We start from the raw sequence: 23,528 nt of genomic DNA, 5'->3' as shown, positions 1-23,528 counted from the left end.
CGAGTGGTCTGCCGGCCCCTGCCGTGGACTTACTTGATCTCGCCGCCCGCGGCGACGATCTTCTGGCTTGCCGAACCCGACACCTTGTCGACCGACACGGTCAGCGCGACCGAGATGTCGCCGGTGCCGAGCACCTTGACCTTCTCGTTCTTGCGGACGGCGCCCTTCGCGACGAGGTCGCTCACGGTGACGTCGCCACCGGCGGGGTACAGCTCGGCGAGCTTGTCGAGGTTGACCACCTGGTACTCGACGCGGAACGGGTTCTTGAACCCGCGCAGCTTCGGCGTACGCATGTGCAGGGGCATCTGCCCACCCTCGAAGCCCACCTTGACCTGGTAACGGGCCTTGGTGCCCTTGGTGCCACGGCCCGAGGTCTTACCCTTCGAGCCCTCACCACGACCCACGCGGGTCTTGGCGGTGTTGGCACCGGGAACCGGACGCAGGTGGTGCACCTTCAACACACCGGGGCGCGAGACCTCGGCATCCTTCTTCTTCGGTGCAGCCTTCGCAGGCGCCTTCTTCGCGGCGGCCGGCTTCTTGGCAGCCGTGCTCTTCTTCTCGACGACCTCTTCGGTCGCCTTCTCAGCCTTCTCGGCCATCAGTCGATCTCCTCAACCTTCACGAGGTGCGCGACGGTCTTGACGTAACCGCGCGTCTGCGCGTCGTCGGGACGGACGACCGAGTCGCCGATCCGCTTCAGACCGAGCGAACGCAGCGTGTCACGCTGGTTCTGCTTCTCGCTCACCTTGGACTTGACCTGGGTCACCTTCAGGCGCGCGGCCATCAGACACCTGCCTTCGCTGCGGCCGCGGCGTCAGCCTCGGCCCGGATCAGACGCGCGGGGGCCACCTGGTCGAAGTCGAGACCTCGACGGGCGGCGACCGCACGGGGCTCCTCGAGGCTCTTGAGTGCCTCGACAGTCGCGTGCACGATGTTGATCGTGTTCGACGAGCCGAGCGACTTCGAGAGCACGTCGTGGATGCCGGCGCACTCGAGCACGGCGCGGACGGGACCACCGGCGATAACACCGGTACCGGCGGCGGCGGGGCGCAGCAGCACCACACCGGCGGCGGCCTCACCCTGGACGGGGTGGGGGATGGTCGAGCCGGCACGCGGCACGCGGAAGAAGTTGCGCTTGGCCTCTTCGACACCCTTCGAGATGGCGAGGGGGACCTCACGCGCCTTGCCGTAGCCGACGCCCACGAGACCGTTGCCGTCACCCACGACGACGAGCGCCGTGAAGCTGAAACGGCGACCGCCCTTGACGACCTTCGACACGCGGTTGATCGTGACGACGCGCTCCAGGAACTGGCTCTTGTCGGCGTCACGGCCACCACGGTCACGCGTCTGGCTGCGCTCGCGGCCTCCGCGGCGCGGCTCGCGCTCGCGCTCGACGGGCGCCTCGGCGGCGACCGTCTGCTCAGTGGCCTCTGCGGTCACGTCGTTCTCCACATTCTGAGTAGTTGCGTCACTCACAGGTTCAGACCTCCCTCGCGGGCGCCCTCGGCGATCGCGGCGACACGTCCCGCGTAGCGGTTGCCACCACGGTCGAACACGACGTCTTCGACGCCGGCCGCCTTCGCACGCTCGGCGACCAGCTCGCCGACCTTGCGGGCCTTGGCGGTCTTGTCACCGTCGAACGCACGCAGGTCGTTCTCGAGGGTGGATGCCGAGGCCACGGTGTGACCCTTGCTGTCGTCCACGAGCTGCACGAACACGTGGCGGGCCGAACGGGTGACGACCAGGCGCGGACGCGCCTCTGTGCCCACGATCTTCTTGCGAAGGCGGGCGTGACGACGCGAACGCGCGTCGGACTTCGACTTCACAGCCATGATTACTTACCAGCCTTTCCGGCCTTGCGGCGGACGACCTCGCCGGCGTACCGCACACCCTTGCCCTTGTACGGCTCGGGCTTGCGGATCTTGCGGATGTTCGCAGCCGCCTCGCCGACCGCCTGCTTGGAGATGCCCGAGACGGTGAGCTTGTTGTTGCCCTCGACAGTCAGCGTGATGCCGGCCGGGGGCTCGACCAGCACGGGGTGCGAGAAGCCGAGTGCGAACTCGACCGCAGCGCCCTTCTGCGCGACGCGGTAACCGGTGCCGACGACCTCGAGGCCCTTGGTGTAGCCCTCGGTGACGCCGATGATGTTGTTGTGGATGAGCGTGCGGGTCAGGCCGTGAAGCGACCGCGACTCGCGCTCGTCGTCAGGGCGGGAGACCAGAACCTGGCCCTCCTCGACCTTGACCTCGATGGGCTTGGCCACGGAGAGCGCGAGCTCGCCCTTGGGGCCCTTGACGGCGACATCCTGCCCGTCCACCGAAACGGTGACGCCGGCGGGGATGTCGATGGGAAGACGTCCGATACGCGACATGTCAGATCACCACACGTAGGCGAGGACTTCCCCACCCACGCCCTTCTGCTCGGCCTGACGGTCGGTGAGAAGACCGGAGGAGGTGGAAAGGATCGCGACACCCAGGCCACCGAGGACCGTGGGGATCTCGGTCGAGCGTGCGTAGACACGCAGACCCGGCTTCGAGACGCGCTTGATGCCGGCGATCGACCGCTCGCGGTTCGGGCCGTACTTCAGCGTGAGCGTCAGGGTCTGGCCGACGCGGGCATCCGAGACCTCCCAGGAGGAGATGTAGCCCTCCTGCTTGAGGATCTCGGCGATGTTGGTCTTGAGCTTGGAGCTCGGCAGCGACACGGAGTCGTGGTGCGCCGAATTCGCGTTGCGCAGACGGGTCAGCATGTCTGCGACCGGGTCTGTCATCGTCATGTGTTGTTTCCTTCGTTCACGTGGTTTCGGATGCCGTTACGCGACACCCGACCTTCTTGATGGGTCTTACTTGGCGTCTTCGGCCTGGAACGGGAACCCGATCTGGCGAAGCAGCGAACGGCCTTCGTCATCGGTCTTCGCGGTCGTGACGACCGTGATGTCGAAGCCGCGGACGCGGTCGATCTTGTCCTGGTTGATCTCGTGGAAGACCGACTGCTCCTGCAGACCGAACGTGTAGTTGCCGTTGCCGTCGAACTGCTTGGGCGACAGGCCGCGGAAGTCGCGGATGCGGGGCAGCGCGAGCGTGACGAGACGGTCGAGGAACTCCCACGCGCGGTCGCCCCGGAGGGTGACGTGCGCGCCGATGGCCTGACCCTCGCGCAGCTTGAACTGCGCGATCGACTTGCGGGCCTTCGTCACGATCGGCTTCTGGCCGGTGATCTTGGTGAGGTCGTCGACCGCACCATCGATCACCTTCGAGTCGCGCGCCGCTTCACCGACACCGGTGTTGACGACGACCTTGACGATCCCGGGGATCTGCATGACGTTCTCGTAGCCGAACTCGTCCCGCAGCGCCTTCTTGATCTCGGCGTTGTACTTGGCCTTCAGACGAGGCTGGATTTTGCCAGTCTCGAGGGCAGTGGTGGTGCTCATCAGAGGTCCTTACCGCTCTTCTTCGCGTAGCGCACGCGGACGGTGCGCTTCACGCCGTCCTTCGTCTGCTCTTCGACGCGGTGACCGACACGGGTCGGCTTCTTGGTCGAAGGGTCGACGAGGGCGACGTTGGAGATGTGGATCGGGGCTTCCATCGTCTCGATGCCGCCCGTCTTGGTGCCCCGCTGGGACTGGCCCACGCGGGTGTGCTTGGTGACGTAGTTGACGCCCTCGACGATGACACGGTTCTGCGCGACGAGGATGTCGAGCACCTTGCCCTGCTTGCCGCGGTCGCCGCCCTTGTCCTGCTTCTTGCCAGTGATGACCTGAACCAGGTCACCCTTCTTGATCTTGGCCATGCGGTCAGATCACCTCCGGAGCGAGCGAGACGATCTTCATGAACTTCTTGTCACGAAGCTCGCGACCGACCGGTCCGAAGATACGGGTGCCGCGGGGCTCCCCGTCGCTCTTCAGGATGACGGCGGCGTTCTCGTCGAACTTGATGTAGGACCCGTCGGCACGACGGGTCTGCTTGACGGTGCGGACGATGACGGCCTTGACCACATCGCCCTTCTTGACGTTTCCGCCCGGGATCGCGTCCTTGACGGTCGCCACGATGATGTCGCCCAGGCCCGCGTAGCGGCGGTTCGAGCCACCGAGCACGCGGATCGTGAGCAGCTCCTTGGCGCCGGTGTTGTCGGCGACCTTGAGGCGGGACTCTGTCTGAATCACTTGTTACTCCTTGGGTTCCAAGAAGGCCGAGGCCTTACTTGGCCTTCTCGAGGATCTCGACCAGACGCCAGCGCTTGGTGGCGCTGAGCGGACGGGTCTCGTTGATGAGCACGAGGTCGCCGATACCGGCGGCGTTCAGCTCGTCGTGGGCCTTGACCTTCGACGTGCGACGGATGACCTTGCCGTAGAGGGGGTGCTTCACGCGGTCCTCGACCTCGACGACGATCGTCTTGTCCATCTTGTCGCTGGTCACGTAGCCGCGACGGGCCTTGCGGTAGCCACGGGCATCCGCATCGCGCACGTCGTGCGCAGCGTGCTCGTGCCCCTCGGCGGCCACGGGAGCCTCGACGACAGCCTCGGCGGTCTTCTTGGCGGCCGGCTTCTTGGCAGGCGCCTTCTTCTCGGTCGTGTCAGCCATCACTCGGCCTCTTCCTTCGCGGCGGCGTCGTCAGCGGCATCCGCCTTCTTCGTCGCCTTCTTCTTCGCCTTGGGCGCGACCTCGACGGGCGCGGGCGTGGCACGGATGCCGAGCTCGCGCTCACGGATCACGGTGTAGAGCCGCGCGATGTCGCGCTTGACCGCACGGATGCGGCCGTGGCTCTCGAGCTGGCCGGTGGCCGACTGGAAGCGCAGGTTGAACAGCTCTTCCTTGGCCTTGCGCAGCTCCTCGACGAGGCGCTGGTCCTCGAAGGTGTCGAGCTCGCTCGGTGCGAGCGTCTTGGTTCCGACGGCCATTACGCGTCGCCCTCCTCGCGCTTGATGATGCGTGCCTTCAGCGGCAGCTTGTGGATTGCCCGGGTGAGGGCCTCGCGGGCGAGCTCCTCGTTCACGCCCGCGACCTCGAAGAGGACGCGACCGGGCTTGACGTTGGCGACCCACCACTCCGGCGAACCCTTACCCGAACCCATGCGGGTTTCGGCAGGCTTCTTGGTGAGCGGACGGTCGGGGTAGATGTTGATCCACACCTTGCCGCCACGCTTGATGTGACGCGTCATCGCGATACGAGCGGACTCGATCTGACGGTTCGTCACATACGCGGGGGTGAGCGCCTGGATGCCGAACTCACCGAAGGAGACCTTCGTGCCGCCGGTCGCCTGGCCGGAACGGCCGGGGTGGTGCTGCTTGCGGTACTTGACCTTGCGGGGGATAAGCATTATGCCGATGCTCCTTCTGCGACGGGTGCGTCGTTGCGGGGGCCGCGGCGACGGTCGCCACCACGGTCATCGCGACCACGGGGCGCCTTCGGCGCGTTCGCCTGCTCGCGCGCGAGCTCCTTGTTGGTGAGGTCGCCCTTGTAGATCCAGACCTTCACGCCGATGCGGCCGAAGGTGGTCTTGGCCTCGTAGAAGCCGTAGTCGATGTTCGCGCGCAGCGTGTGCAGGGGCACACGACCGTCGCGGTAGAACTCCGACCGGCTCATCTCAGCGCCGCCGAGGCGGCCCGAGACCTGGATGCGGATGCCCTTGGCACCGGCACGCTGAGCGCCCTGCAGACCCTTGCGCATCGCGCGGCGGAAGGCCACACGTGCGGAGAGCTGCTCGGCGATGCCCTGCGCGACCAGCTGAGCGTCGGCCTCGGGGTTCTTCACCTCGAGGATGTTCAGCTGGATCTGCTTGCCGGTGAGCTTCTCGAGGTCGGCGCGGATGCGCTCGGCCTCGGCGCCGCGGCGACCGATCACGATGCCCGGGCGGGCGGTGTGGATGTCGACACGCACACGGTCACGCGTGCGCTCGATCTCGATCCCGCTCACGCCGGCGCGGTCGAGCTGCGTCTGGAGGAGCTTGCGGATCTTGATGTCTTCGGCCACGTAGTCGGCGTAGCGCTGACCCGGCTTCGTCGAGTCGGAGAACCAACGCGACACGTGGTCGGTGGTGATCCCGAGGCGGAAGCCGTACGGGTTGACCTTCTGTCCCATTACTTGCTCGCCTTCTTGTTGGTCTCGGCGACCTCGGGGGTCGCGAGCTGGATCGTGATGTGGCTCGTGCGCTTCTTGATCTGGAAGGCGCGGCCCTGGGCGCGGGGGCGGAAACGCTTGAGCGTCGTGCCCTCGTCGACGTAGGCGTTCGCCACGTACAGATCCTGCTCGTCCAGGTACTCGCCGTCCTTGTCCGCCTTCACTCGGGCGTTGGCGATCGCCGACTCCACGAGCTTGTAGACGGGCTCACTGGCGGCCTGCGGCGCGAACTTCAGGATGGCCAGGGCCTCCTGAGCCTGCTTGCCCTTGATGAGCGCGACGACACGACGAGCCTTCTGAGGGGTCACGCGGATGTGCTTGACGCGTGCGATGGAATCCACCATTTGTCTCCTCCTCTGTCCTCTCTGAGGCGCCCCGCGTTAGCGGCGGCGACCCTTCTTGTCGTCCTTCTCGTGGCCGCGGAAGGTGCGGGTGGGCGCGAACTCGCCCAGCTTGTGGCCGACCATGGTCTCGGACACGAACACGGGGATGTGCTTGCGTCCGTCGTGCACGGCGATGGTGTGTCCCAGCATGGCGGGGATGATCATCGAGCGGCGCGACCAGGTCTTGATGACGTTCTTGGTACCGGCTTCGTTCTGCACGACCACCTTGCGAAGCAGGTGCTCGTCGACGAAGGGACCCTTCTTAAGGCTGCGAGGCATCTTCCTCTACTCCTACTTGCGCTTCTTGCCGGCGTTGCGACGGCGGACGATGTACTTGTCGCTCTCCTTGTTGGGGTGGCGGGTGCGACCCTCAGCCTGGCCCCAGGGAGTGACGGGGTGACGACCACCGGAGGTCTTGCCCTCACCACCACCGTGCGGGTGGTCGACCGGGTTCATGGCGACACCACGCACGGTCGGGCGGACGCCCTTCCAGCGCATGCGGCCGGCCTTGCCCCAGTTGATGTTCGACTGCTCGGCGTTGCCGACCTCGCCGATGGTCGCGCGGCAGCGCGCATCGACGTTGCGGATCTCGCCCGAGGGCAGACGCAGCTGAGCGTAGGGGCCGTCCTTGGCGACGAGGCGCACCGAGGCGCCCGCCGAACGCGCCATCTTCGCGCCGCCGCCGGGGCGGAGCTCGATGGCGTGGATGACCGTACCGGTGGGGATGTTCTTCAGCGGCAGGTTGTTGCCCGGCTTGATGTCAGCCGACGCGCCCGACTCGACGACGTCCCCCTGCTGCAGCTTCGCCGGGGCGAGGATGTAGCGCTTCTCGCCGTCGGCGTAGTGCAGCAGCGCGATGCGCGCGGTGCGGTTGGGGTCGTACTCGATGTGAGCGACCTTGGCGTCGACACCGTCTTTGTCGTTGCGACGGAAGTCGATGACACGGTACTGGCGCTTGTGGCCACCACCGATGTGACGGGTCGTGATGCGGCCCTGGTTGTTGCGACCACCGGTCTTGGACAGCGGGCGCAGCAGCGACTTCTCAGGCGTCGACCGGGTGATCTCGGCGAAGTCGGCCACCGACGAACCGCGGCGACCCGGGGTCGTGGGCTTGTACTTGCGAATAGCCATGGTGTGTAGTCCTCTATCCCAGCTGTCAGCCGACGGCCGTGAAGATGTCGATGGTGCCCGACTTCAGCGTGACGATGGCGCGCTTGGTGTCCTTGCGCTTGCCGGTGCCGAAGCGGGTGCGACGGGCCTTGCCCGCGCGGTTGAGCGTGTTGACCGCGGCGACCTTGACGCCGAAGATCTTCTCGATGGCGAGCTTGATCTCGGTCTTCGACGCGCGGGGGTCCACCAGGAAGGTGTACTTGCCCTCGTCGATCAGGCCGTAGCTCTTCTCCGAAACCACCGGCTTCAGGATGATCTCGCGCGGGTCCTTGTTCAGGGAGACGTTCGCAGTGGTCATGCCGAGACCTCCTCGGTGGCGCCGGCCTTCGCAGCGACGAACGCGTCGTAGGCGGCCTTGGTGAAGACGATGTCGTCGGAGACGAGCACGTCGTAAGCGTTGAGCTGGCCGACCTCGAGCACGTGGACGTAGCCGAGGTTGCGGATGCTCTTGAGGGTGAGCTCGTCACCGCGCTCGATGACGACCATGACGTTCTTGGTCGGGGCGAGCTGCGTGAGAACCGCCGCGGCGGCCTTCGTGGACGGGGCGCCCTCGATGCCGAACGAGTCGACGACGTGCAGACGGCCCCCGCGGGCGCGGTCGCTGAGCGCGCCCAGCAGGGCGGCGGCGATCATCTTCTTGGGGGTGCGCTGCGAGTAGTCGCGCGGCTTCGGGCCGTGGACGATGCCACCACCGGTCATGTGCGGCGCGCGGATCGAGCCCTGACGGGCGTTACCCGTGCCCTTCTGCTTGAAGGGCTTGCGGCCGGCGCCCGAGACCTCACCGCGACGCTTGGTCGAGTGGGTGCCCTGGCGCGCCGCGGCGAGCTGCGCCACGACGACCTGGTGGATGAGGGGGATGTTCGTCTTGACGTCGAAGATCGCGGCGGGCAGCTCTACGGAGCCGGCCTTCTTGCCGTCGGCACTGCGCACGTCAAGCGCGAGAGTCGAGTCAGCCATGATCAGGCACCCTTCACTGCGTTGCGGACGTAGACGATGCGGCCACGAGCACCGGGGACGGCGCCCTTGACGAGCAGCAGGCCCTTCTCGGCGTCGACGGCGTGCACCGTGAGGTTGAGGACGGTCACGCGCTCGCCACCCATACGGCCGGCCATGCGCATGCCCTTGAAGACGCGGCTGGGGGTCGACGAGGCGCCGATCGAGCCGGGCTTGCGGTGGTTGCGGTGCGAACCGTGCGAAGCGGAGACGCCCTTGAAGTTGTGGCGCTTCATGACACCCGCGGTGCCCTTGCCCTTGCTGGTGCCGACGACGTCGACCAGCTGGCCCGCCTCGAAGGTGGCGTCGACGGTGAGCTCCTGACCGAGTGAGTAGTCGGAGGCATCCGCCGTGCGCACCTCGGTGAGGTGGCGGCGAGGGGTGACCCCGGCGGCCTCGAAGTGGGCCGTCTGGGGCTTGTTGACCTTGCGGGGGTCGATCTGGCCGTAAGCGATCTGCACGGCGTTGTAGCCGTCGCGCTCGGGTGTGCGCACCTGGGTCACGACGTTGGGCGCGACCTCGATGACGGTGACGGGAACGAGCTTGCCGTTCTCGTCCCAGACCTGCGTCATACCGAGCTTGGTGCCCAGCAGACCCTTGGAAACCTTGGAGTTGATGTCAGACATGGCGACCTCAGAGCTTGATCTCGATGTTGACGTCGGCCGGGAGGTCGAGACGCATCAGCGAGTCGACGGCCTTGGGCGTCGGGTCGATGATGTCGATGAGGCGCTTGTGGGTGCGCATCTCGAAGTGCTCGCGGCTGTCCTTGTACTTGTGGGGCGACCGGATGACGCACACGACGTTCTTCTCGGTCGGAAGCGGCACGGGGCCGACGACGGTCGCGCCCGCACGGGTCACGGTGTCGACGATCTTGCGCGCCGACGTGTCGATGACCTCGTGGTCATACGACTTCAGGCGAATGCGGATTTTCTGTCCCGCCATTGTCTTCTCACTCTCCGCGTCATACCTCTCGGGCATTGGACGCACGGGGCGCTTGTGGCGCCGGGCACTACTCTTTCGAGGCGCACCACTGTTCTGATGTCAAGCCCACCGCGTCGCGCACGCGCGACATCCGCTTTCGCGAAGGTGGTGGATTGTGGTGTTCTGCTGCCCGCGGCCTAGACTCTCGCCGCAGTCGCTGGAACCCCGGCCGATCTATGCACTGCCCTGGCAGTGATCCCGCTCACGCCGAAGCGGCGCAGGAATGTGGAACCTGTCTAGTCTACGTGTCGCCCGGGCGTGTCGCAAACCCGGGCGTGTCGCGCCATCGCCGGACCCTCGCGACGGGCGGCGAGAAGGGAGGGACGGACCTTGGGGGCAGCTCATCCCTCCCGAGTGTGCACGCTCAGCGCGTGCCCGCCGCGCGGCGCCGTCGGATGGTGGTCAGCAACGCGCCGGTGCCGGCCAGGACCGCCCCGACAGCCGGCCAGAGGATCCACACCGGCGCTGTGCCGCCGTTGGGCGGCAGGAGCGAGACCAGGATGACCGCGTCATCTAGGTCGCGGCAGGTGTCGGACGGGGTCCCCGAAGGTGTAGTCGTTCACGGCCGCCGTGTTGGTGGTGGGTCCCGCGACCGCCGCGGTGCTCACCCTGGCGCTCAGCGTGATGACCGATGCCGCATCAACGGGCTTTCCCGCCACCTGGAGCGGTCCGAACAGCTCGCAGGTGAAGTTGCCACCGACGCCCCCGGCGTTCTGGCCCGTGATCGCGCACGACTTCCTGGTCGGGAAGACGCTGTCGTCACCCTTGCCCGCCGAGGTGATGTCGCTCACCTTGATCGAGGTCGGGATCGCGGCGGTCACCACGACGCCGTCGGGGGCGCTGTCGCCGCTCACGATATTCACGTCGAGTGGGTAGCTGAACGTTCCACGCGGTGTCGCCGTCGTGAAGGCGTCGCCGTCGTGGCGCGTGGCGGGGCCGGTAATGCTCCACCCGGCGCACGCCGCTGTAGGGGGCGCGGCCGGCGTGTCGGTGAGGCTACCCCCACAGTCCCCTCGGCCGGTTGCGCGGGCTTGAACGTGGAACCGCGCTCACACACCCGTCAAGAAGAAAGAGTTCCGGCGGATCGGTCGAGGTGGCGTCGGAGTCAGCCGCGAGATATCGGCCCACGCCGCCGCGGCGGCGCGAAGAGGACGAGGGCCACAAGCGCTGAGCCTCCGACGAACCACACGGCCCACCAGGGGAAGCCCGCATCCAGGCCGTCGCCAGGGATGACTGTCTGGGCGTCGACGGGCTCGTCGGGCAGTCGGACAGCGTGAACCATGAACCGATGGCTGTTGACGCCGATCGGAGTGCAGGTGATGAGCGTGACGAGGTCTTGCCCCGGCACAAGCGCGAGCGACTGGGTGTCGCTCGGGAGGACCGTCTGCGTGCTCTCGACACGATAGTAGTGCTGCTCGCCGAGGACGCTGATCCAGAATGTATCGCCGACTTTGGCCTGCAACAGCGAGGTGAACAGCTTCGCCTGTGGCAGTCCCGAATGCGACGTCAAGACGGAGTGCGTCGTCGGTCCCCCCACGGGCAACGAACTGCCGTAAAGATGACCCACCCCCCTCTCGAGGGTCTCGTCGGTTGTGCCGTGGTAGATCGGCAGGGTCACATCGATCGCCGGGTAGTTGAGGGTCCCGATGGAATCCGATCCGCTGATGGACAGCAGTTGTTCGTAGGAGCGATAAACGTCGCTCTGCTTCTCCTCCGTGGTGCTCGGCACCAGGAAGGGGTCGGATAGCGGTCCAGGTTCGAGCTTCGCGTTGTAGTCGTAGGCGGCATCGAGCAGCGCCTTGCGCTCACCTGTCGGCGCCTTCTGAACCTCATCGACGTAGCCGGAGATCTCGGAGTTATGCGCGCGGCGCGCGAACCAATCGGCTGCATCGGGATAGACGAGCAGCCCGATGCCGACCATCGCGAGCACCTGCAGCAGGATGCTCGTCGCGATGCGCGCGCCGCGGCGCCGCGTCGGGCGTCGACGTGCGCGTCTACGTGCGCGTCGAGTCTGCACCGAAGGCTCGGGGGGTCCGGACAGGAGGGCGCTCACTCGTCGCTCTCGTCGTCATCGGGTCGGCGTCGGCGTCGCGCGAGGACGAGCCCGACAACGACCAGGGCGACAGCCCCGATCGCGATCGCCCAGGGGACCTGGCCTCCAGTGTGTGGCAACCCCACGGGCAACCCTATGGGAAGCGCGCTGCGCCAGGCGAGGATGGTGACTATCCGCGGCTGGTCGCCCTGCTCGATCGCCACCCCGATCGCGTCCGTCTCTCCCATATAACCGGCAGGGAATGCGACCGGGACGATGAAGTATTGTCGGTAGAGGGGATCGGAGGCATCCCGGTCCAGTCCGTCGGCGTAATCCGACAAACGCAGACCCGCGATCACCACTCGCCCCTGGTCATCGGTGGTCCACTGCGAGACGCCTGACACCGTGAGCGGGTTTCTCCCTGCTGCTGCATCGGCTGCCGAGGCGTAGACGCGGACCTCGGCGCCGGGGAGCAGGTGCGTCGGCACGCCGCGCTCGCGCACGACAACTTGCAGTGAACCCCACTTCGTCGTCGCCGCGTCGCTGACCGGAGCGGGGGCGCCGGCGCCGCCGTCGATGGCCGCGCGGCTGCCGTACAGCACGACCGTATTGGTGAGCTCACCGGTGCCTCCGACGGTGGTCCGGTAGCTGATCTTCACCTGCGCCCCCGGGTGCGCGCCGATCGTCGCGGCGAGCGCGTTGAGCCCCGCCGCCGCGAAATCCGCGGTGAGGATACGCCTCGCCGGGTCGTACGCCCATGTGAAGTCGCGCCCCGCGACCAGCTTCGGGCACATTGCTTGGGTCGTGCCGCACTCCAGCGAGAGCGATGCGTCGGAGGCCGTGCCCACCAGGGCGAGCGCGGGTGAGATCTGCTGCACCACCCGGTAGCCGTCGATGCGAGTGCGCGGGGGGATGCCCGATAGCGAGGTCCACGTGACGGTGTCGCCGAGGACCACAGCGTCATGGTCCGTAACGCTCAGCCTGACGCCCGCCGACGCGATCTTCGGGTACACGTGAACCGTCGACAGCCAGCGATCGCGCTCGTCAGGGTCGGTGAGAGGAAGGGCGACGAGGAACGGGACCGACGGCGAGAAGCCGGCAGGCGTCGACACCTCCGACACGAGATAGAGCCCGACACCGAGCGGCGCAAGTGTCGCATCGCCGTTCGCGTCGGCGGTCGCTCGCGCAGCGACGGGAGCGGTGGTGGTGAGCGACTCGGCGTCGTCGACGGTCATGGCCGCCGCCGCCGCCTGACCGTCCGTGGTGGTCAGATCGAGCCCCGGAACCTTGCGCGCGATGAACCCCGCTCCCGCGACGGCGACCGTTCCGGTCGTGTCCTGGAAGGCGCCCGAAGCCGGGGTGGTGACGGCATCGGGCTGCCGACGGACATGCAGCGCGATCGCCGTCCCCATGGCGGGGTCGATGCGCGGGCTTGACTCCGCCGCAGCGCTCCGCTGCGCTCCCCCGCACAGAGACAGGAGGGTCAGGACGAGCGCGATCACGACGGCGAGGATGCCGCGTAGCAGGCTGCGCGCAGGTGCGGGGCTGGTGTGAGCGCGCATGGTCTTCTCCTCCTCTCTCGTGTCCGGGGAACAGTTCGCCGACGTGGTGAAGTCGGGCACCGGGGGTTGTCGCGCCGGGCGCGACAACCCCCGGATGTCACTTACTCGGCCGCTTCACGGCGGCGCAGGCGCGCCACGATGAGGACAGCGGCGAGGATGCCGACACCGAACACGGTGAACACGACGACGCCCGAACCACCGGTGAGCGGCAGGACGAAGCCACCCGTCGTCTGCTGGTTGACAATTGTCTGCGACATCTGGGTCGCAGAATTGTCGTCCACCGTGAAGGCGACCGGGGCGGTCAGCAGCTGGTGGCCGGTCAGAGCCTTGACCTCGACGAGGTAGTACGTCTGGTAGCCCGCGGTGCCCGAAGCGACGGCCGCACCATTGACCCAGCCGCTGTAGCGCAGGCCACCGACGGAAACCTGACCGTTGGCATCCGTCGTCCACAGACCTGCCGTGTTGGTGGAGGTCGTGAGATAGTTGCCGTTGGCCGCGGCCGCGTCAGCCTGCGTTGCGTACACGCGGAACTGGGCGCCGGCGAGGGAGACACCCGCGCCGCCGGTGCTCTTCTTGTTGAGCAGGTACGTGCCGTACTTCATCTGGACCGGCGTGGTCACCAGCGGGGTGTTGCTGGTGATCGAGCCTTGGTCGGGGAACACGCTCGCGGTGTTGGTGATGACAGCGGCCGACTGCACGGTCGCGACGAGCTTGACGACGACCTGGGCGCCCGGGTTCGCGTTGACTGCGGTGGCGAGCTTGCTCAGGCCGGTCGAGGTGAACTCGATCCGCTGGGTGGTCGTGGCGGGGTTCGTGCCCGTGACGGCTGTGACCGTGTAGTCCGCGCCGCCGCCGGTGAGCGTCGTGCCGCCGGCCGTGACGGTGAGGGCGGCCGCCGCGGTGGTCGACAGCTTCAGCTGGGAATCCGTCAAGGTGTCCTGGATGCGGAACGCGCTGGGCGCGACGAACGCGGGCGAGCCGGCAGGGTTCGGGTTGCGCGGAATGTCGGTCGTGATCGTGAAGGTCGCGTCACCGCCGACCGTGAGGGTCTCGGAGCCGACGGTCTTCGTCGCCTTGATCTGCGCGTTCTTCGGGTAGACGTAGATCGTGTCCAACCACGCGTTCTGGTTGACCGGGTCGGTCAGCGGAACGGCGAGGAGGAAGTTTGCGGCCGGGGTGACGCCGGTCGGCGCACCCGATTCCTTGATGAGGTATAGACCGCGCGGCAGCGTCAGGGTCGTGGTGCCGTCGTCCTTCGTCTGCCCGAACGAGCCCGTCTTGGTGGTCGGCACCGGGGCGGAGGTCGCGTTGAGGCCCGCCGCATACGCCTGGCCGGTCTGGGTTCCGATGTCGTTCGCCTGCCCGGCCGCCGTACCGGTGACCAGGTAGTAGTCGAAGGTGACGCCGGCGATCGGCGCCGAGCCCGCGGGCAACGTGGTGACCTGGGTGCCGTTGGCCGGAGCGGTCAGGGTGTTCGGCTGCGACAGCTTGGTGATCGTCACCGTGGACTGGACAGGAACCGGGAGCGGCGGGGCGGCGTGGGCGGCAACCGAGCCAGTCAGCACGAGCGCCGCAGCAGCGGCTACCGTGCCGATCGTGGCGAGGAACCCTCGCTTAGTGGTTTTCATGGTCGTCCTCTCTAGGGGTGCGTGGTGAAGCGTGAAGTCGTGAAGCGGAATCTGAGGCGTCGTCGGTGCGTCTGCGTCGCCACCCCGCCCAGCCGATGACGGCGAGCAGCAGGACGACTCCGATCGCGGCGGGGAGCGCCCACCCGCTGCCGCCGCTGAGTGGCAGGATCAGCGTCGGCACGTCGGAGACTCGGAGGGTCTGAGCGTCTGCGCTGAGCGATGCGAGCCGCTGGTTGGTTCCGACGAGCTGAAGCTTGGGCGTGGTGTTGGTCGCGTTGTAGACGACGGCGAACTTGATCGGCTGGGCGAGGAGTTGGTGCCCGGCCGGAGCTTTGGTCTCGGCAAGCCAGTATGTTCCAGGCCGCAGCCCGGTCATGGTGAACATGCCTGTCGAACCGGTCGGCGTCACGGCCGCTCCGGGAACGACCGTTCCCGGCTGCCCGGCGTTGTCCGCGAGGACGGAGAACGCGCCGCCGTCCAGCAGCGGGCCGAGGCCGGACGCCGCATAGCGGTACTTGCCCACGCCGAAAGTCAGGGTGCGCGTATTGGTGATCGTGCCCGCGTTGACCGTGGTCGTCGCTCCGCCGAGCACGACGGTCAGCGCAGATCCGGTGACGGTGTAGCCGGTGGGCGCCTGCGTTTCGGTCAGCGTATAGGTGCCCCACGGAAGGCCCGTCACGGTGAATCTGCCCGCCGCGGGGTTCGTGTCGCGCCCGGTGTAGCCGGCCTGACCAGTGTCGTCGGCCACGGTGATCGTCGACGACGCACCCCCCGACGGTCCGACCAGGGTCCACGTGGACCCTCCGATGAGCTGGCCGGTGTCGACGTCGGTCTTGTCCCACGTGAGCGTGGTCGTCCGGGCTGTGTTGGTCAACGAGCAGGTGAGCGCCGCACCCTTTGCGATGGGGACGGATGCCGACGTGTATGGCGGAGACGCCGGCGACATCGTCACGCTCGGGTTCCCGGAGCTCCCCGTGCAGACGAGGTTCGTCCAGTCGTATCCGGCGAGCGTCGTACTCTCGGTGAGTGCGTACGAGCCGACGGCGACCGCCTTCTTCGCCGTATTCGTGCCGGGGACCGAGACCGACGAAAGACCCGTCGCGGCAGCGTTGAGCGTGAACTGCGCCGCTGAGCCCGATGCTCCGGTTGCACCATTGACGACCGTCTTGGAGAGAGTGAGGTAAGGCGGCGTGTATGTCACTGTGCACGAGAGGAACTGCCCCGCGGTCAGACGCGCGAACTGACCTGCGGCCGAAGACGGCGGAGTCGGACTGCTCGTCGTCTGCGACGGCCACCACATTTGCGTAGCGCTGGAGGGGTCAGTCTTGTAGCACTGCCACGACACTGTGTACGAGGACGAGTAGGTGCCGCCCGAGAAGGTTGACGTGTAGTCGATCGGGGTCCCCCCCGATGTCACGAGGAAGGGGATGCCACCGGTGGAGGCGTCGACCGACACCCCATCGGTCGACGCCGATATTCCGTTCATCGCGACCGCGAACGCCGTGCTGTCCAGTGAAGAGCCATTAGAGCCGATGATGCGGTCGGTGACCTTCACGTTGGCCTGCGCACGGGTGATGACGATTCCCACCGCGCCGGCTTGCAGTCCGCTCCCGACCAGGACCGTCGAGACACTGAACGGTGCGGTCGTGCTCGCGGGCGACACCATGAGCATCGCGGTACCCGTCTTCAGCGCACTGCTGACGGTGCTGTCAGATGAGCACGAAGCCGACGGTGCGGTGGCGCCGATCGCGGGTGAATACGAGGAGCATGCACTCCCCATCGTGCCTGCCTTCGTGGTCGCGCCGGGCGTGTTGGGCATCCATGAGAAGTCACCGGCGCCAGTCGCCGTCCATGAGATCGACTCACCGCTGTCGGTGGATTCGGCGTCGGCCACGACGAGAGAAAAGTTGCCGGCTCGCACGCCCTTTACGGCCAAAGATATGTCGGAGAGCCTGAACGTCGTTGCGCCGCCGTTCCCGCGCTGGTAGAAGGCCGGGTTTCCAGCCACCCCCGTGTAGAAATTGTTGTTGCCCAGGAAAGCTCCGCCCCATGTCGGGAAGGGGTTCGCGCTCACGACGTAGCCGGCCGAATTGGTCGCCGTCGTCGACAGGTTGGCGGTCAGCACGTAGCCACCAGCCAGTGCGACGGTTATCGGGTAGTTGTTTATCGCCCCGTAATACTTGGTGACCGAGCCGGATGTGACGGCCGTCAAGAGACGGCGAGCAGCGGTCGTCGCATTAGCGACGCTCTGATCCCTTGCGGTGTTCTGGTCGGTCGTCGTTGCGGTACCCGATGCCGTGACGCGGCCGTATGCAGAGCCGAGCAGGCTGTCGATGGCTACCTCGGCATCGCACCTCCACGAGCCCGCGGGATTGACACGGGTGCAGGTGGGGGCGCTCATCGCCACGGAGGTCGCGGAGTATTCGGTCGTGATCGGCGAGCCATCCGACTGCGAGAAGTCGATCCAACACAGCGTCTCGGCGTACGTTCCGGTACCCCCCTTGGCGTAGTTGCAGCCCGTACCCGGGGCTCCGGGCAGGGCCATGGGCGCGGCCAAACCCGCAGGTGCGGCGACAGCCGCCGGGGCTACCTCAGCCGCCTCTGCAGCCACGGCGGGCGCGAAGACGAGGCCGACGAGCGCAAGCGCGCACGCGAACCAGCTGGCATGCGCGCGGCAACCGCGGGCACGACGACGACGCATAACGACTCCCCCAGGACGCCCCGGCCGCGGGTTCAGCGGGGGCGATGATCATGGGTACGGGCGCACCCATGATCTCGTCGAATCTATCGTCGTGCATCACGCAGATTGAGCCAGTTGACCCGATCTTGAGCGAATCTTCCCATCCGCCACAGGGGGGCTCGCGCGCCACACGTATTCTCTCGCACCACATGACAAAGGGACGGATGCCTCGGCATCCGTCCCGCTGTCATGTGCTCGCTTCCGGCTACTTCTCCGTGCCGATCGCGCCGTCGACGTGGTTCCGCACCTCGTCGATCTTCGCGTCGTACTCGTCGGGAAGGATCTTCTTTGCGAAGTCGGCCACACTGTCGAGGACCGAGTCGCTCACCTGCTCCGCCTGCGGCGAGTCCAGCGCGTCGCTGACCTTTCCCTTGATGTCCTCGAAAGCACTCTTCGCTTTGCCTGCGACGTCGTCGTCAGCCATGTCCAACCTCCCGTTCAGGCGCGACACTGCGCCGCGCGTGCTCTCATTCTGTCGGCTCGCCGCCAGGGCGCAAAAGGCGCGTCCACGAGACGCAGAACGCCCCCACGAGCCGAAGCTCGCAGGGGCATCCTGGAATGAAGGAGATTACTTCAGGATCTTGGTGACCGTACCGGCACCGACCGTGCGTCCACCCTCGCGGATGGCGAAGCCGAGGCCCTCTTCCATCGCGATGGGCTGGATGAGGTCGACCTTCATCTCGGTGGTGTCGCCGGGCATGACCATCTCGGTGCCCTCGGGCAGCGTGATGACACCGGTGACGTCAGTGGTGCGGAAGTAGAACTGCGGGCGGTAGTTCGTGAAGAACGGGTTGTGACGGCCACCCTCCTCCTTGGAGAGGATGTAGGCCGTGCCCTCGAACTCGGTGTGCGGGGTGACCGAACCGGGCTTCACGACGACCTGGCCGCGCTCGACGTCGTCACGCTTGGTGCCGCGCAGGAGCAGACCACAGTTCTCGCCGGCCCAGGCCTCGTCGAGCTGCTTGTGGAACATCTCGATACCCGTGACCGTGGTCTTCTGCGTCGGGCGGATGCCGACGATCTCGACCTCGGAGTTGATCGCGAGCGTGCCACGCTCGGCGCGGCCCGTGACGACCGTGCCACGACCGGTGATCGTGAAGACGTCCTCGATCGGCATGAGGAACGGCTTGTCCTTGTCGCGCACCGGGTCGGGGATCGACTCGTCGACGGCGTTCATGAGCTCGACGATCGACTCGACCCACTTCTCGTCGCCCTCGAGAGCCTTCAGGCCCGAGACGCGCACGACGGGGGCGTTGTCGCCGTCGAAGTCCTGCGAGGAGAGAAGCTCACGGACCTCGAGCTCGACGAGCTCCAGGATCTCCTCGTCATCGACCATGTCGCTCTTGTTGAGCGCGACGAGCAGGTACGGCACGCCGACCTGCTTGGCGAGCAGCACGTGCTCACGCGTCTGCGCCATCGGGCCGTCGGTGGCGGCGACCACGAGGATCGCGCCGTCCATCTGAGCGGCACCGGTGATCATGTTCTTGATGTAGTCGGCGTGACCGGGCGCGTCGACGTGCGCGTAGTGGCGCTTCGGGGTCTCGTACTCGACGTGCGAGATGTTGATCGTGATACCACGCTGACGCTCTTCGGGAGCCGAGTCGATCGACGCGAAGTCACGCTGCACGTTGGTCGCCGACGGGTACTTGTCGGCGAGCACCTTCGAGATCGCGGCGGTGAGCGTCGTCTTGCCGTGGTCGACGTGCCCGATGGTTCCGATGTTGACGTGCGGCTTGGTCCGCTCGAACTTGGCCTTGGCCACTGGGTCCTCCTCAGGACATTCGTTGTAGAGGTTCCGGGCGCTGGATTGCGACCGGTGCTCTACGGGGATGTTTCTAGTTTATGCGTATGAAGTTGTGTGTCACCGGGGTGGTGGCGATGGATGCCGCGGCGTGAGCCGCGGCATCCATCCGCTCACTCGCCCTTGTTCTTCTGGACGATCTCGTCGGCGACGGCGCGGGGCACCTCGGCGTACGAGTCGAACTCCATCGAGTAGACCGCGCGACCCGAGGTCTTCGAGCGCAGGTCGCCGATGTAGCCGAACATCTCCGACAGGGGGACGAGGGCACGAACGATCTTGATGCCCGAGCCGTCCTCCATCGACTGGATCTGACCGCGACGCGAGTTCAGGTCGCCGATGACGTCGCCCATGTACTCCTCGGGCGTGCGCACCTCGACGGCCATGAGCGGCTCGAGGATCGCGGGGTTCGCCTTGCGGACGGCCTCCTTGAAGCCCATGGAGCCGGCGATCTTGAACGCCATCTCGGACGAGTCGACGTCGTGGCTGGCACCGTCGAGCAGGATCGCCTTGACGCCCACGATGGGGTAGCCGGCGAGCACGCCGACGTTCATCGCGTCCTGGAAGCCCTGGTTGGTCGGCTCGATGTACTCGCGCGGGATGCGGCCACCGGTGACCTTGTTCTCGAACTCGTACGTCTTGTCGGCCGACAGCTCGAGCGGCTCGAGTGCGAACTGGATCTTCGCGAACTGGCCCGACCCACCGGTCTGCTTCTTGTGCGTGTAGTCGTGACGCTCGACGGCCTTGCGGATCGTCTCGCGGTAGGCGACCTGGGGCTTGCCGACGTTCGCCTCGACGCGGAACTCGCGCTTCATGCGGTCGACGAGGATGTCGAGGTGCAGCTCGCCCATGCCCTTGATGACGGTCTGACCGGTCTCGGGGTTGAGCTCGGTGCGGAACGTCGGGTCTTCTTCGGCGAGCTTCTGGATCGCGAGACCCAGCTTCTCCTGGTCGGCCTTGGTCTTCGGCTCGATGGCGACCTCGATGACGGGCTCGGGGAAGGTCATCGACTCGAGGACGACGGGCGCGTCGACGGCGGCCAGGGTGTCACCGGTGGTGGTGTCCTTCAGACCGATGACGGCGTAGATGTTGCCCGCGGTGACCGAGTCGACCGGGTTCTCCTTGTTGGCGTGCATCTGGAAGATCTTCCCGATGCGCTCCTTCTTGCCCTTGGTCGAGTTGATGACCTGCGCACCCGACTCGAGGTGGCCCGAGTACACGCGGATGTAGGTGAGGCGACCGAAGAACGGGTGCACCGCGACCTTGAACGCGAGGGCCGCGAACGGGTCGTTCGCGTCGGGGTGACGCTCGATGACGATCTCTTCGTCCTTCGGGTCGTGCGCCTCGATGGCGGGCACGTCGAGGGGCGAGGGGAGGTAGTCGACGACCGCGTCGAGCATGGGCTGCACGCCGCGGTTCTTGAACGCCGAGCCGCAGAGCACGGGGTAGAGCTCGCCGGCGACGGTGAGCTTGCGGATCGCGCCCTTGATCTCGGCGACCGAGAGCTCTTCGCCGCCGAAGTACTTCTCGAGCAGCGCCTCGTCGGACTCGGCGACCGTCTCGAGCAGCTTCTCGCGGTACTCCTCGGCACGGGTCTGGAGGTACTCGGGGATCTCCTGCACCTCGTACTTGGCGCCCATGGTGACATCACCCTTGGCGTCGCCGGGCCACACCAGGGCACGCATCTCGACGAGGTCGATGACGCCGACGAAGTCGTTCTCGGCACCGATCGGCAGCTGCAGCACGAGGGGCTTGGCGCCCAGGCGGTTCACGATCGTGTCGACGGTGAAGTAGAAGTCGGCGCCCAGCTTGTCCATCTTGTTGACGAAGCAGATACGCGGCACGTCGTACTTGTCGGCCTGACGCCACACCGTCTCGGACTGGGGCTCGACGCCCTCCTTGCCGTCGAAGACGGCGACCGCGCCGTCGAGGACGCGGAGCGAACGCTCGACCTCGACCGTGAAGTCGACGTGGCCGGGCGTGTCGATGATGTTGATCTGGTGCTTGTTCCAGAAGCAGGTCACGGCGGCAGACGTGATCGTGATGCCGCGCTCCTTCTCCTGCTCCATCCAGTCGGTCGTCGACGCACCGTCGTGCGTCTCGCCGAGCTTGTGGTTGACACCCGTGTAGAAGAGGATGCGCTCGGTCGTCGTCGTCTTGCCGGCATCGATGTGCGCCATGATGCCGATATTGCGGACCTTGTTGAGGTCGGTGAGCACTTCTTGTGCCACGGGGTGTCCTTACGTGTAGTGACGGATGTCGCGGGGCGACCGGCCGGGGATTACCCGGCCGGTCACCGTGGCGCTGATTACCAGCGGTAGTGCGCGAAGGCGCGGTTCGACTCGGCCATCTTGTGGGTGTCTTCGCGGCGCTTGACCGCGGCACCCAGGCCGTTCGACGCGTCGAGGATCTCGTTCTGCAGACGCTCGGTCATCGTCTTCTCACGACGACCCTTCGCGTAGGAGACGAGCCAGCGCAGCGCGAGCGTGTTCGCGCGGTGCGGCTTGACCTCGACGGGCACCTGGTAGGTCGAGCCACCGACGCGGCGGCTCTTGACCTCGAGGGTGGGGCGCACGTTGTCGAGCGCCTTCTTGAGCGTGGCGACCGCGTCCTGGCCGTTCTTGGCCTCGACGCCCTTGAGTGCGTTGTAGACGATGGCCTCGGCGATCGACTTCTTGCCGTCGACGAGGATCTTGTTCACCAGCTGGGTGACGATCGGAGCACCGTAGACCGGGTCGTTGACGACGACGCGGCGGGGTGCGGGTCCCTTGCGAGGCATCTAACTCAACCCTTCTTCGCGCCGTAGCGGCTGCGCGCCTGCTTACGGTTCTTGACGGCCTGGGTGTCCAGGGCGCCGCGGACGATCTTGTAACGGACACCGGGGAGGTCCTTGACGCGGCCTCCGCGGACGAGCACGAGCGAGTGCTCCTGCAGGTTGTGGCCCTCGCCGGGGATGTAGGCGGTGACCTCGGTGCCGTTGCGGAGCTTGACACGGGCGACCTTGCGCATCGCCGAGTTCGGCTTCTTGGGCGTGGTGGTGTACACGCGGGTGCAGACACCCGCCTGCTGCGGGTTCGCCTTCAGGGCGGGCGCCTTGGTCTTCGAGACCTTGGGCGAGCGACCCTTGCGAACCAACTGCTGAATGGTTGGCACGTTCTCTCCTTCTCGGCTGCGGCGCCCCCTCGGGCTCCGCAGGTGCTGCACGGTGACAGCGTTCGTGGTTTCACCACAGATCCACCGGCGCAGCGCGAGAGCGCCGTGCTTTTGGGTGGTGGATATGCCGTGGGGGCGACCTGTTCGCAGATCGATCCCGATGCGGCGTCCGGCTCGCCCTGGGCGCGTACCATGGCACGACACAGGGCGCGCGAGAACGCACACCCGGTCAATGATACGCCGTATGACGAAACCGGGCAAACGCGGGCCCAGGGCGGGCGTCAGTGTGCGATGCGGCGCAGGTGGAACTCCTCGTCGCCGAGGAAGAACCGCTCCCCCGCGTCGAGCTGTCCACCCGCCTCGACCTCGACCTCGTCGCCCATCAGGGTGCGCACGAGCACCCCGTTCGTCGAGCCGAGATCGGTGACCGTCCACGCGTCGCCGCGCAGTTCGATACGGGCGTGCGTCTTCGAGACGGTGCGCGCACCGCCCGGAACGGCCACGAGCTGCGCCGCCGGGTAGGCGGGGTCGCTCGAGGGGCGTCGACCCAGGATGACGACGGATGCCGAGAGGGGCACGGGCGACCCGGATGCCGGGACGAGCTCCCACACCGGACGCACGCTGCGGCGCGCGATCACCGTCTGATCGAGCACATCGTCGGCGAACGGGTCGTCGTCGGTGACGGGGCCCGCGGCCGGCGCGGCGCCGGTACGGCGGACGGGCGGGTCCACGCGGTCGTGGCCGTCGATCTCAGGGCGCTCGCTCTCGCCCGACTCGCTGCGGCGGTGCTGTGCCGAGACCGCCCCGACGGCCGAGCGGGGCGCGCCCGCACTCGGCGAGCCGACGACGGCCGACACCTCGCCGGAGAGTTCGGGGAAGGCATCCGGATCACTCGCGTCGGAGGTGCGTCGCGCGCGGGCGGGCTGTGCGAAGAGCGCCCCGGCGGCCGGCGTGACCGGCGCCACGCCGGCG

Annotated in this window: 32 protein-coding genes; 1 reads left to right on the top strand and 31 read right to left on the bottom strand. The window is 67.0% G+C overall.

Features of this window, described 5'->3' with window-relative positions:
* Positions 1 to 29: 29 nt before the first annotated feature.
* From rplO to G3N18_RS10175, 25 genes are all read right to left on the bottom strand, one after another.
* Positions 30 to 599 (bottom strand): 50S ribosomal protein L15, encoded by a 570-nt coding sequence (gene rplO, locus G3N18_RS10295; protein ID WP_196384181.1) that lies wholly within the window; start codon positions 597 to 599, stop codon positions 30 to 32.
* The gene (gene rpmD, locus G3N18_RS10290; RefSeq protein WP_023954062.1) at positions 599 to 784 is read right to left on the bottom strand and encodes a 50S ribosomal protein L30; all 186 of its coding nucleotides are present in this window, start codon (positions 782 to 784) and stop codon (positions 599 to 601) included. Before rpmD ends, rplO begins: the two co-directional genes overlap by 1 nt.
* Positions 784 to 1,440, bottom strand: coding sequence for a 30S ribosomal protein S5 (gene rpsE, locus G3N18_RS16340; protein WP_338038486.1), 657 nt, complete (start codon positions 1,438 to 1,440; stop codon positions 784 to 786). Before rpsE ends, rpmD begins: the two co-directional genes overlap by 1 nt.
* A gap of 32 nt (positions 1,441 to 1,472) precedes the next feature.
* Positions 1,473 to 1,832 carry a 50S ribosomal protein L18 gene (gene rplR, locus G3N18_RS10280; RefSeq protein ID WP_141380837.1) on the bottom strand — a complete coding sequence of 120 codons (360 nt, stop codon included), beginning with the start codon at positions 1,830 to 1,832 and terminating at the stop codon, positions 1,473 to 1,475.
* Between the two features lie 2 nt (positions 1,833 to 1,834).
* A complete protein-coding gene (gene rplF, locus G3N18_RS10275) occupies positions 1,835 to 2,371 on the bottom strand; it encodes a 50S ribosomal protein L6 (protein ID WP_196384179.1) in 537 nt (178 codons plus the stop codon).
* A gap of 6 nt (positions 2,372 to 2,377) precedes the next feature.
* Positions 2,378 to 2,776 carry a 30S ribosomal protein S8 gene (gene rpsH, locus G3N18_RS10270; RefSeq protein ID WP_141380839.1) on the bottom strand — a complete coding sequence of 133 codons (399 nt, stop codon included), beginning with the start codon at positions 2,774 to 2,776 and terminating at the stop codon, positions 2,378 to 2,380.
* Between the two features lie 66 nt (positions 2,777 to 2,842).
* On the bottom strand, positions 2,843 to 3,430 hold the full coding sequence (gene rplE / locus G3N18_RS10265) for a 50S ribosomal protein L5 (RefSeq protein ID WP_196384178.1): 588 nt from the start codon (positions 3,428 to 3,430) through the stop codon (positions 2,843 to 2,845).
* The gene (gene rplX / locus G3N18_RS10260) at positions 3,430 to 3,789 is read right to left on the bottom strand and encodes a 50S ribosomal protein L24 (protein WP_196384177.1); all 360 of its coding nucleotides are present in this window, start codon (positions 3,787 to 3,789) and stop codon (positions 3,430 to 3,432) included. The genes rplE and rplX overlap by 1 nt, the downstream gene beginning before the upstream one ends.
* Positions 3,790 to 3,793: 4 nt before the next feature.
* Positions 3,794 to 4,162, bottom strand: a complete 369-nt coding sequence (gene rplN, locus G3N18_RS10255; protein ID WP_196384176.1) for a 50S ribosomal protein L14 — start codon at positions 4,160 to 4,162, stop codon at positions 3,794 to 3,796.
* A 34-nt stretch (positions 4,163 to 4,196) separates the two neighbouring features.
* Positions 4,197 to 4,580 carry a 30S ribosomal protein S17 gene (rpsQ, locus tag G3N18_RS10250; RefSeq protein ID WP_206693144.1) on the bottom strand — a complete coding sequence of 128 codons (384 nt, stop codon included), beginning with the start codon at positions 4,578 to 4,580 and terminating at the stop codon, positions 4,197 to 4,199.
* Positions 4,580 to 4,897, bottom strand: a complete 318-nt coding sequence (gene rpmC, locus G3N18_RS10245) for a 50S ribosomal protein L29 (protein ID WP_076691644.1) — start codon at positions 4,895 to 4,897, stop codon at positions 4,580 to 4,582. Before rpmC ends, rpsQ begins: the two co-directional genes overlap by 1 nt.
* Entirely contained in the window at positions 4,897 to 5,316 is a 420-nt protein-coding gene (gene rplP / locus G3N18_RS10240) for a 50S ribosomal protein L16 (RefSeq protein WP_018171451.1), read from the bottom strand. Before rplP ends, rpmC begins: the two co-directional genes overlap by 1 nt.
* Entirely contained in the window at positions 5,316 to 6,077 is a 762-nt protein-coding gene (rpsC, locus tag G3N18_RS10235; protein WP_141380845.1) for a 30S ribosomal protein S3, read from the bottom strand. The genes rplP and rpsC overlap by 1 nt, the downstream gene beginning before the upstream one ends.
* Positions 6,077 to 6,460 carry a 50S ribosomal protein L22 gene (gene rplV / locus G3N18_RS10230; protein ID WP_196384175.1) on the bottom strand — a complete coding sequence of 128 codons (384 nt, stop codon included), beginning with the start codon at positions 6,458 to 6,460 and terminating at the stop codon, positions 6,077 to 6,079. The genes rpsC and rplV overlap by 1 nt, the downstream gene beginning before the upstream one ends.
* A 36-nt stretch (positions 6,461 to 6,496) precedes the next feature.
* Positions 6,497 to 6,778, bottom strand: coding sequence for a 30S ribosomal protein S19 (gene rpsS / locus G3N18_RS10225; RefSeq protein ID WP_017201589.1), 282 nt, complete (start codon positions 6,776 to 6,778; stop codon positions 6,497 to 6,499).
* A gap of 12 nt (positions 6,779 to 6,790) precedes the next feature.
* On the bottom strand, positions 6,791 to 7,630 hold the full coding sequence (gene rplB / locus G3N18_RS10220; protein ID WP_196384174.1) for a 50S ribosomal protein L2: 840 nt from the start codon (positions 7,628 to 7,630) through the stop codon (positions 6,791 to 6,793).
* 25 nt (positions 7,631 to 7,655) lie between these two features.
* Complete coding sequence (rplW, locus tag G3N18_RS10215) at positions 7,656 to 7,967, bottom strand: 50S ribosomal protein L23 (RefSeq protein WP_196384173.1); 312 nt, start codon at positions 7,965 to 7,967, stop codon at positions 7,656 to 7,658.
* Positions 7,964 to 8,626 (bottom strand): 50S ribosomal protein L4, encoded by a 663-nt coding sequence (gene rplD / locus G3N18_RS10210; RefSeq protein WP_196384172.1) that lies wholly within the window; start codon positions 8,624 to 8,626, stop codon positions 7,964 to 7,966. Before rplD ends, rplW begins: the two co-directional genes overlap by 4 nt.
* A 2-nt stretch (positions 8,627 to 8,628) precedes the next feature.
* Positions 8,629 to 9,288: a 50S ribosomal protein L3 gene (rplC, locus tag G3N18_RS10205; protein ID WP_196384171.1), complete on the bottom strand. Its 660-nt coding sequence runs from the start codon at positions 9,286 to 9,288 to the stop codon at positions 8,629 to 8,631.
* A gap of 7 nt (positions 9,289 to 9,295) precedes the next feature.
* A complete protein-coding gene (rpsJ, locus tag G3N18_RS10200) occupies positions 9,296 to 9,604 on the bottom strand; it encodes a 30S ribosomal protein S10 (protein ID WP_005050520.1) in 309 nt (102 codons plus the stop codon).
* Between the two features lie 548 nt (positions 9,605 to 10,152).
* Positions 10,153 to 10,506 (bottom strand): hypothetical protein, encoded by a 354-nt coding sequence (locus G3N18_RS10195; RefSeq protein WP_196384170.1) that lies wholly within the window; start codon positions 10,504 to 10,506, stop codon positions 10,153 to 10,155.
* 242 nt (positions 10,507 to 10,748) lie between these two features.
* Positions 10,749 to 11,564: a class C sortase gene (locus tag G3N18_RS10190; protein ID WP_196384190.1), complete on the bottom strand. Its 816-nt coding sequence runs from the start codon at positions 11,562 to 11,564 to the stop codon at positions 10,749 to 10,751.
* Positions 11,565 to 11,692: 128 nt separating this feature from the next.
* Positions 11,693 to 13,237, bottom strand: coding sequence for a SpaH/EbpB family LPXTG-anchored major pilin (locus G3N18_RS10185; protein WP_196384169.1), 1,545 nt, complete (start codon positions 13,235 to 13,237; stop codon positions 11,693 to 11,695).
* Positions 13,238 to 13,338: 101 nt separating this feature from the next.
* Positions 13,339 to 14,865 carry a SpaH/EbpB family LPXTG-anchored major pilin gene (locus G3N18_RS10180; protein WP_196384168.1) on the bottom strand — a complete coding sequence of 509 codons (1,527 nt, stop codon included), beginning with the start codon at positions 14,863 to 14,865 and terminating at the stop codon, positions 13,339 to 13,341.
* On the bottom strand, positions 14,852 to 16,066 hold the full coding sequence (locus tag G3N18_RS10175) for a SpaA isopeptide-forming pilin-related protein (RefSeq protein WP_196384167.1): 1,215 nt from the start codon (positions 16,064 to 16,066) through the stop codon (positions 14,852 to 14,854). Before G3N18_RS10175 ends, G3N18_RS10180 begins: the two co-directional genes overlap by 14 nt.
* 235 nt (positions 16,067 to 16,301) lie before the next feature.
* Here G3N18_RS10175 and G3N18_RS10170 point away from each other — a divergent pair, with 235 nt between their 5' ends.
* Entirely contained in the window at positions 16,302 to 16,853 is a 552-nt protein-coding gene (locus G3N18_RS10170) for a hypothetical protein (protein ID WP_196384166.1), read from the top strand.
* A 957-nt stretch (positions 16,854 to 17,810) separates the two neighbouring features.
* On the opposite strand, the gene G3N18_RS10165 is transcribed toward G3N18_RS10170, so the two are convergent.
* From G3N18_RS10165 to G3N18_RS10140, 6 genes are all read right to left on the bottom strand, one after another.
* Positions 17,811 to 18,029 carry an Rv0909 family putative TA system antitoxin gene (locus G3N18_RS10165; RefSeq protein ID WP_196384165.1) on the bottom strand — a complete coding sequence of 73 codons (219 nt, stop codon included), beginning with the start codon at positions 18,027 to 18,029 and terminating at the stop codon, positions 17,811 to 17,813.
* Between the two features lie 144 nt (positions 18,030 to 18,173).
* Positions 18,174 to 19,367 (bottom strand): elongation factor Tu, encoded by a 1,194-nt coding sequence (gene tuf, locus G3N18_RS10160; protein ID WP_196323718.1) that lies wholly within the window; start codon positions 19,365 to 19,367, stop codon positions 18,174 to 18,176.
* 152 nt (positions 19,368 to 19,519) lie between these two features.
* A complete protein-coding gene (gene fusA, locus G3N18_RS10155) occupies positions 19,520 to 21,634 on the bottom strand; it encodes an elongation factor G (RefSeq protein ID WP_196384164.1) in 2,115 nt (704 codons plus the stop codon).
* Between the two features lie 77 nt (positions 21,635 to 21,711).
* Positions 21,712 to 22,182, bottom strand: a complete 471-nt coding sequence (gene rpsG / locus G3N18_RS10150; protein ID WP_018187368.1) for a 30S ribosomal protein S7 — start codon at positions 22,180 to 22,182, stop codon at positions 21,712 to 21,714.
* A 5-nt stretch (positions 22,183 to 22,187) separates the two neighbouring features.
* A complete protein-coding gene (rpsL, locus tag G3N18_RS10145) occupies positions 22,188 to 22,556 on the bottom strand; it encodes a 30S ribosomal protein S12 (RefSeq protein ID WP_018171438.1) in 369 nt (122 codons plus the stop codon).
* Positions 22,557 to 22,837: 281 nt separating this feature from the next.
* A partial coding sequence (locus G3N18_RS10140; protein ID WP_196384163.1) for an FHA domain-containing protein occupies positions 22,838 to 23,528 on the bottom strand: 691 nt, incomplete at its 5' end.

It is taken from the genome of Microbacterium paulum (genome assembly GCF_015707995.1).
GTDB lineage: Bacteria > Actinomycetota > Actinomycetes > Actinomycetales > Microbacteriaceae > Microbacterium > Microbacterium paulum.
Note: the sequence above shows the minus strand (reverse complement) of the source record. Positions and strands in the feature narration are given on the sequence as shown.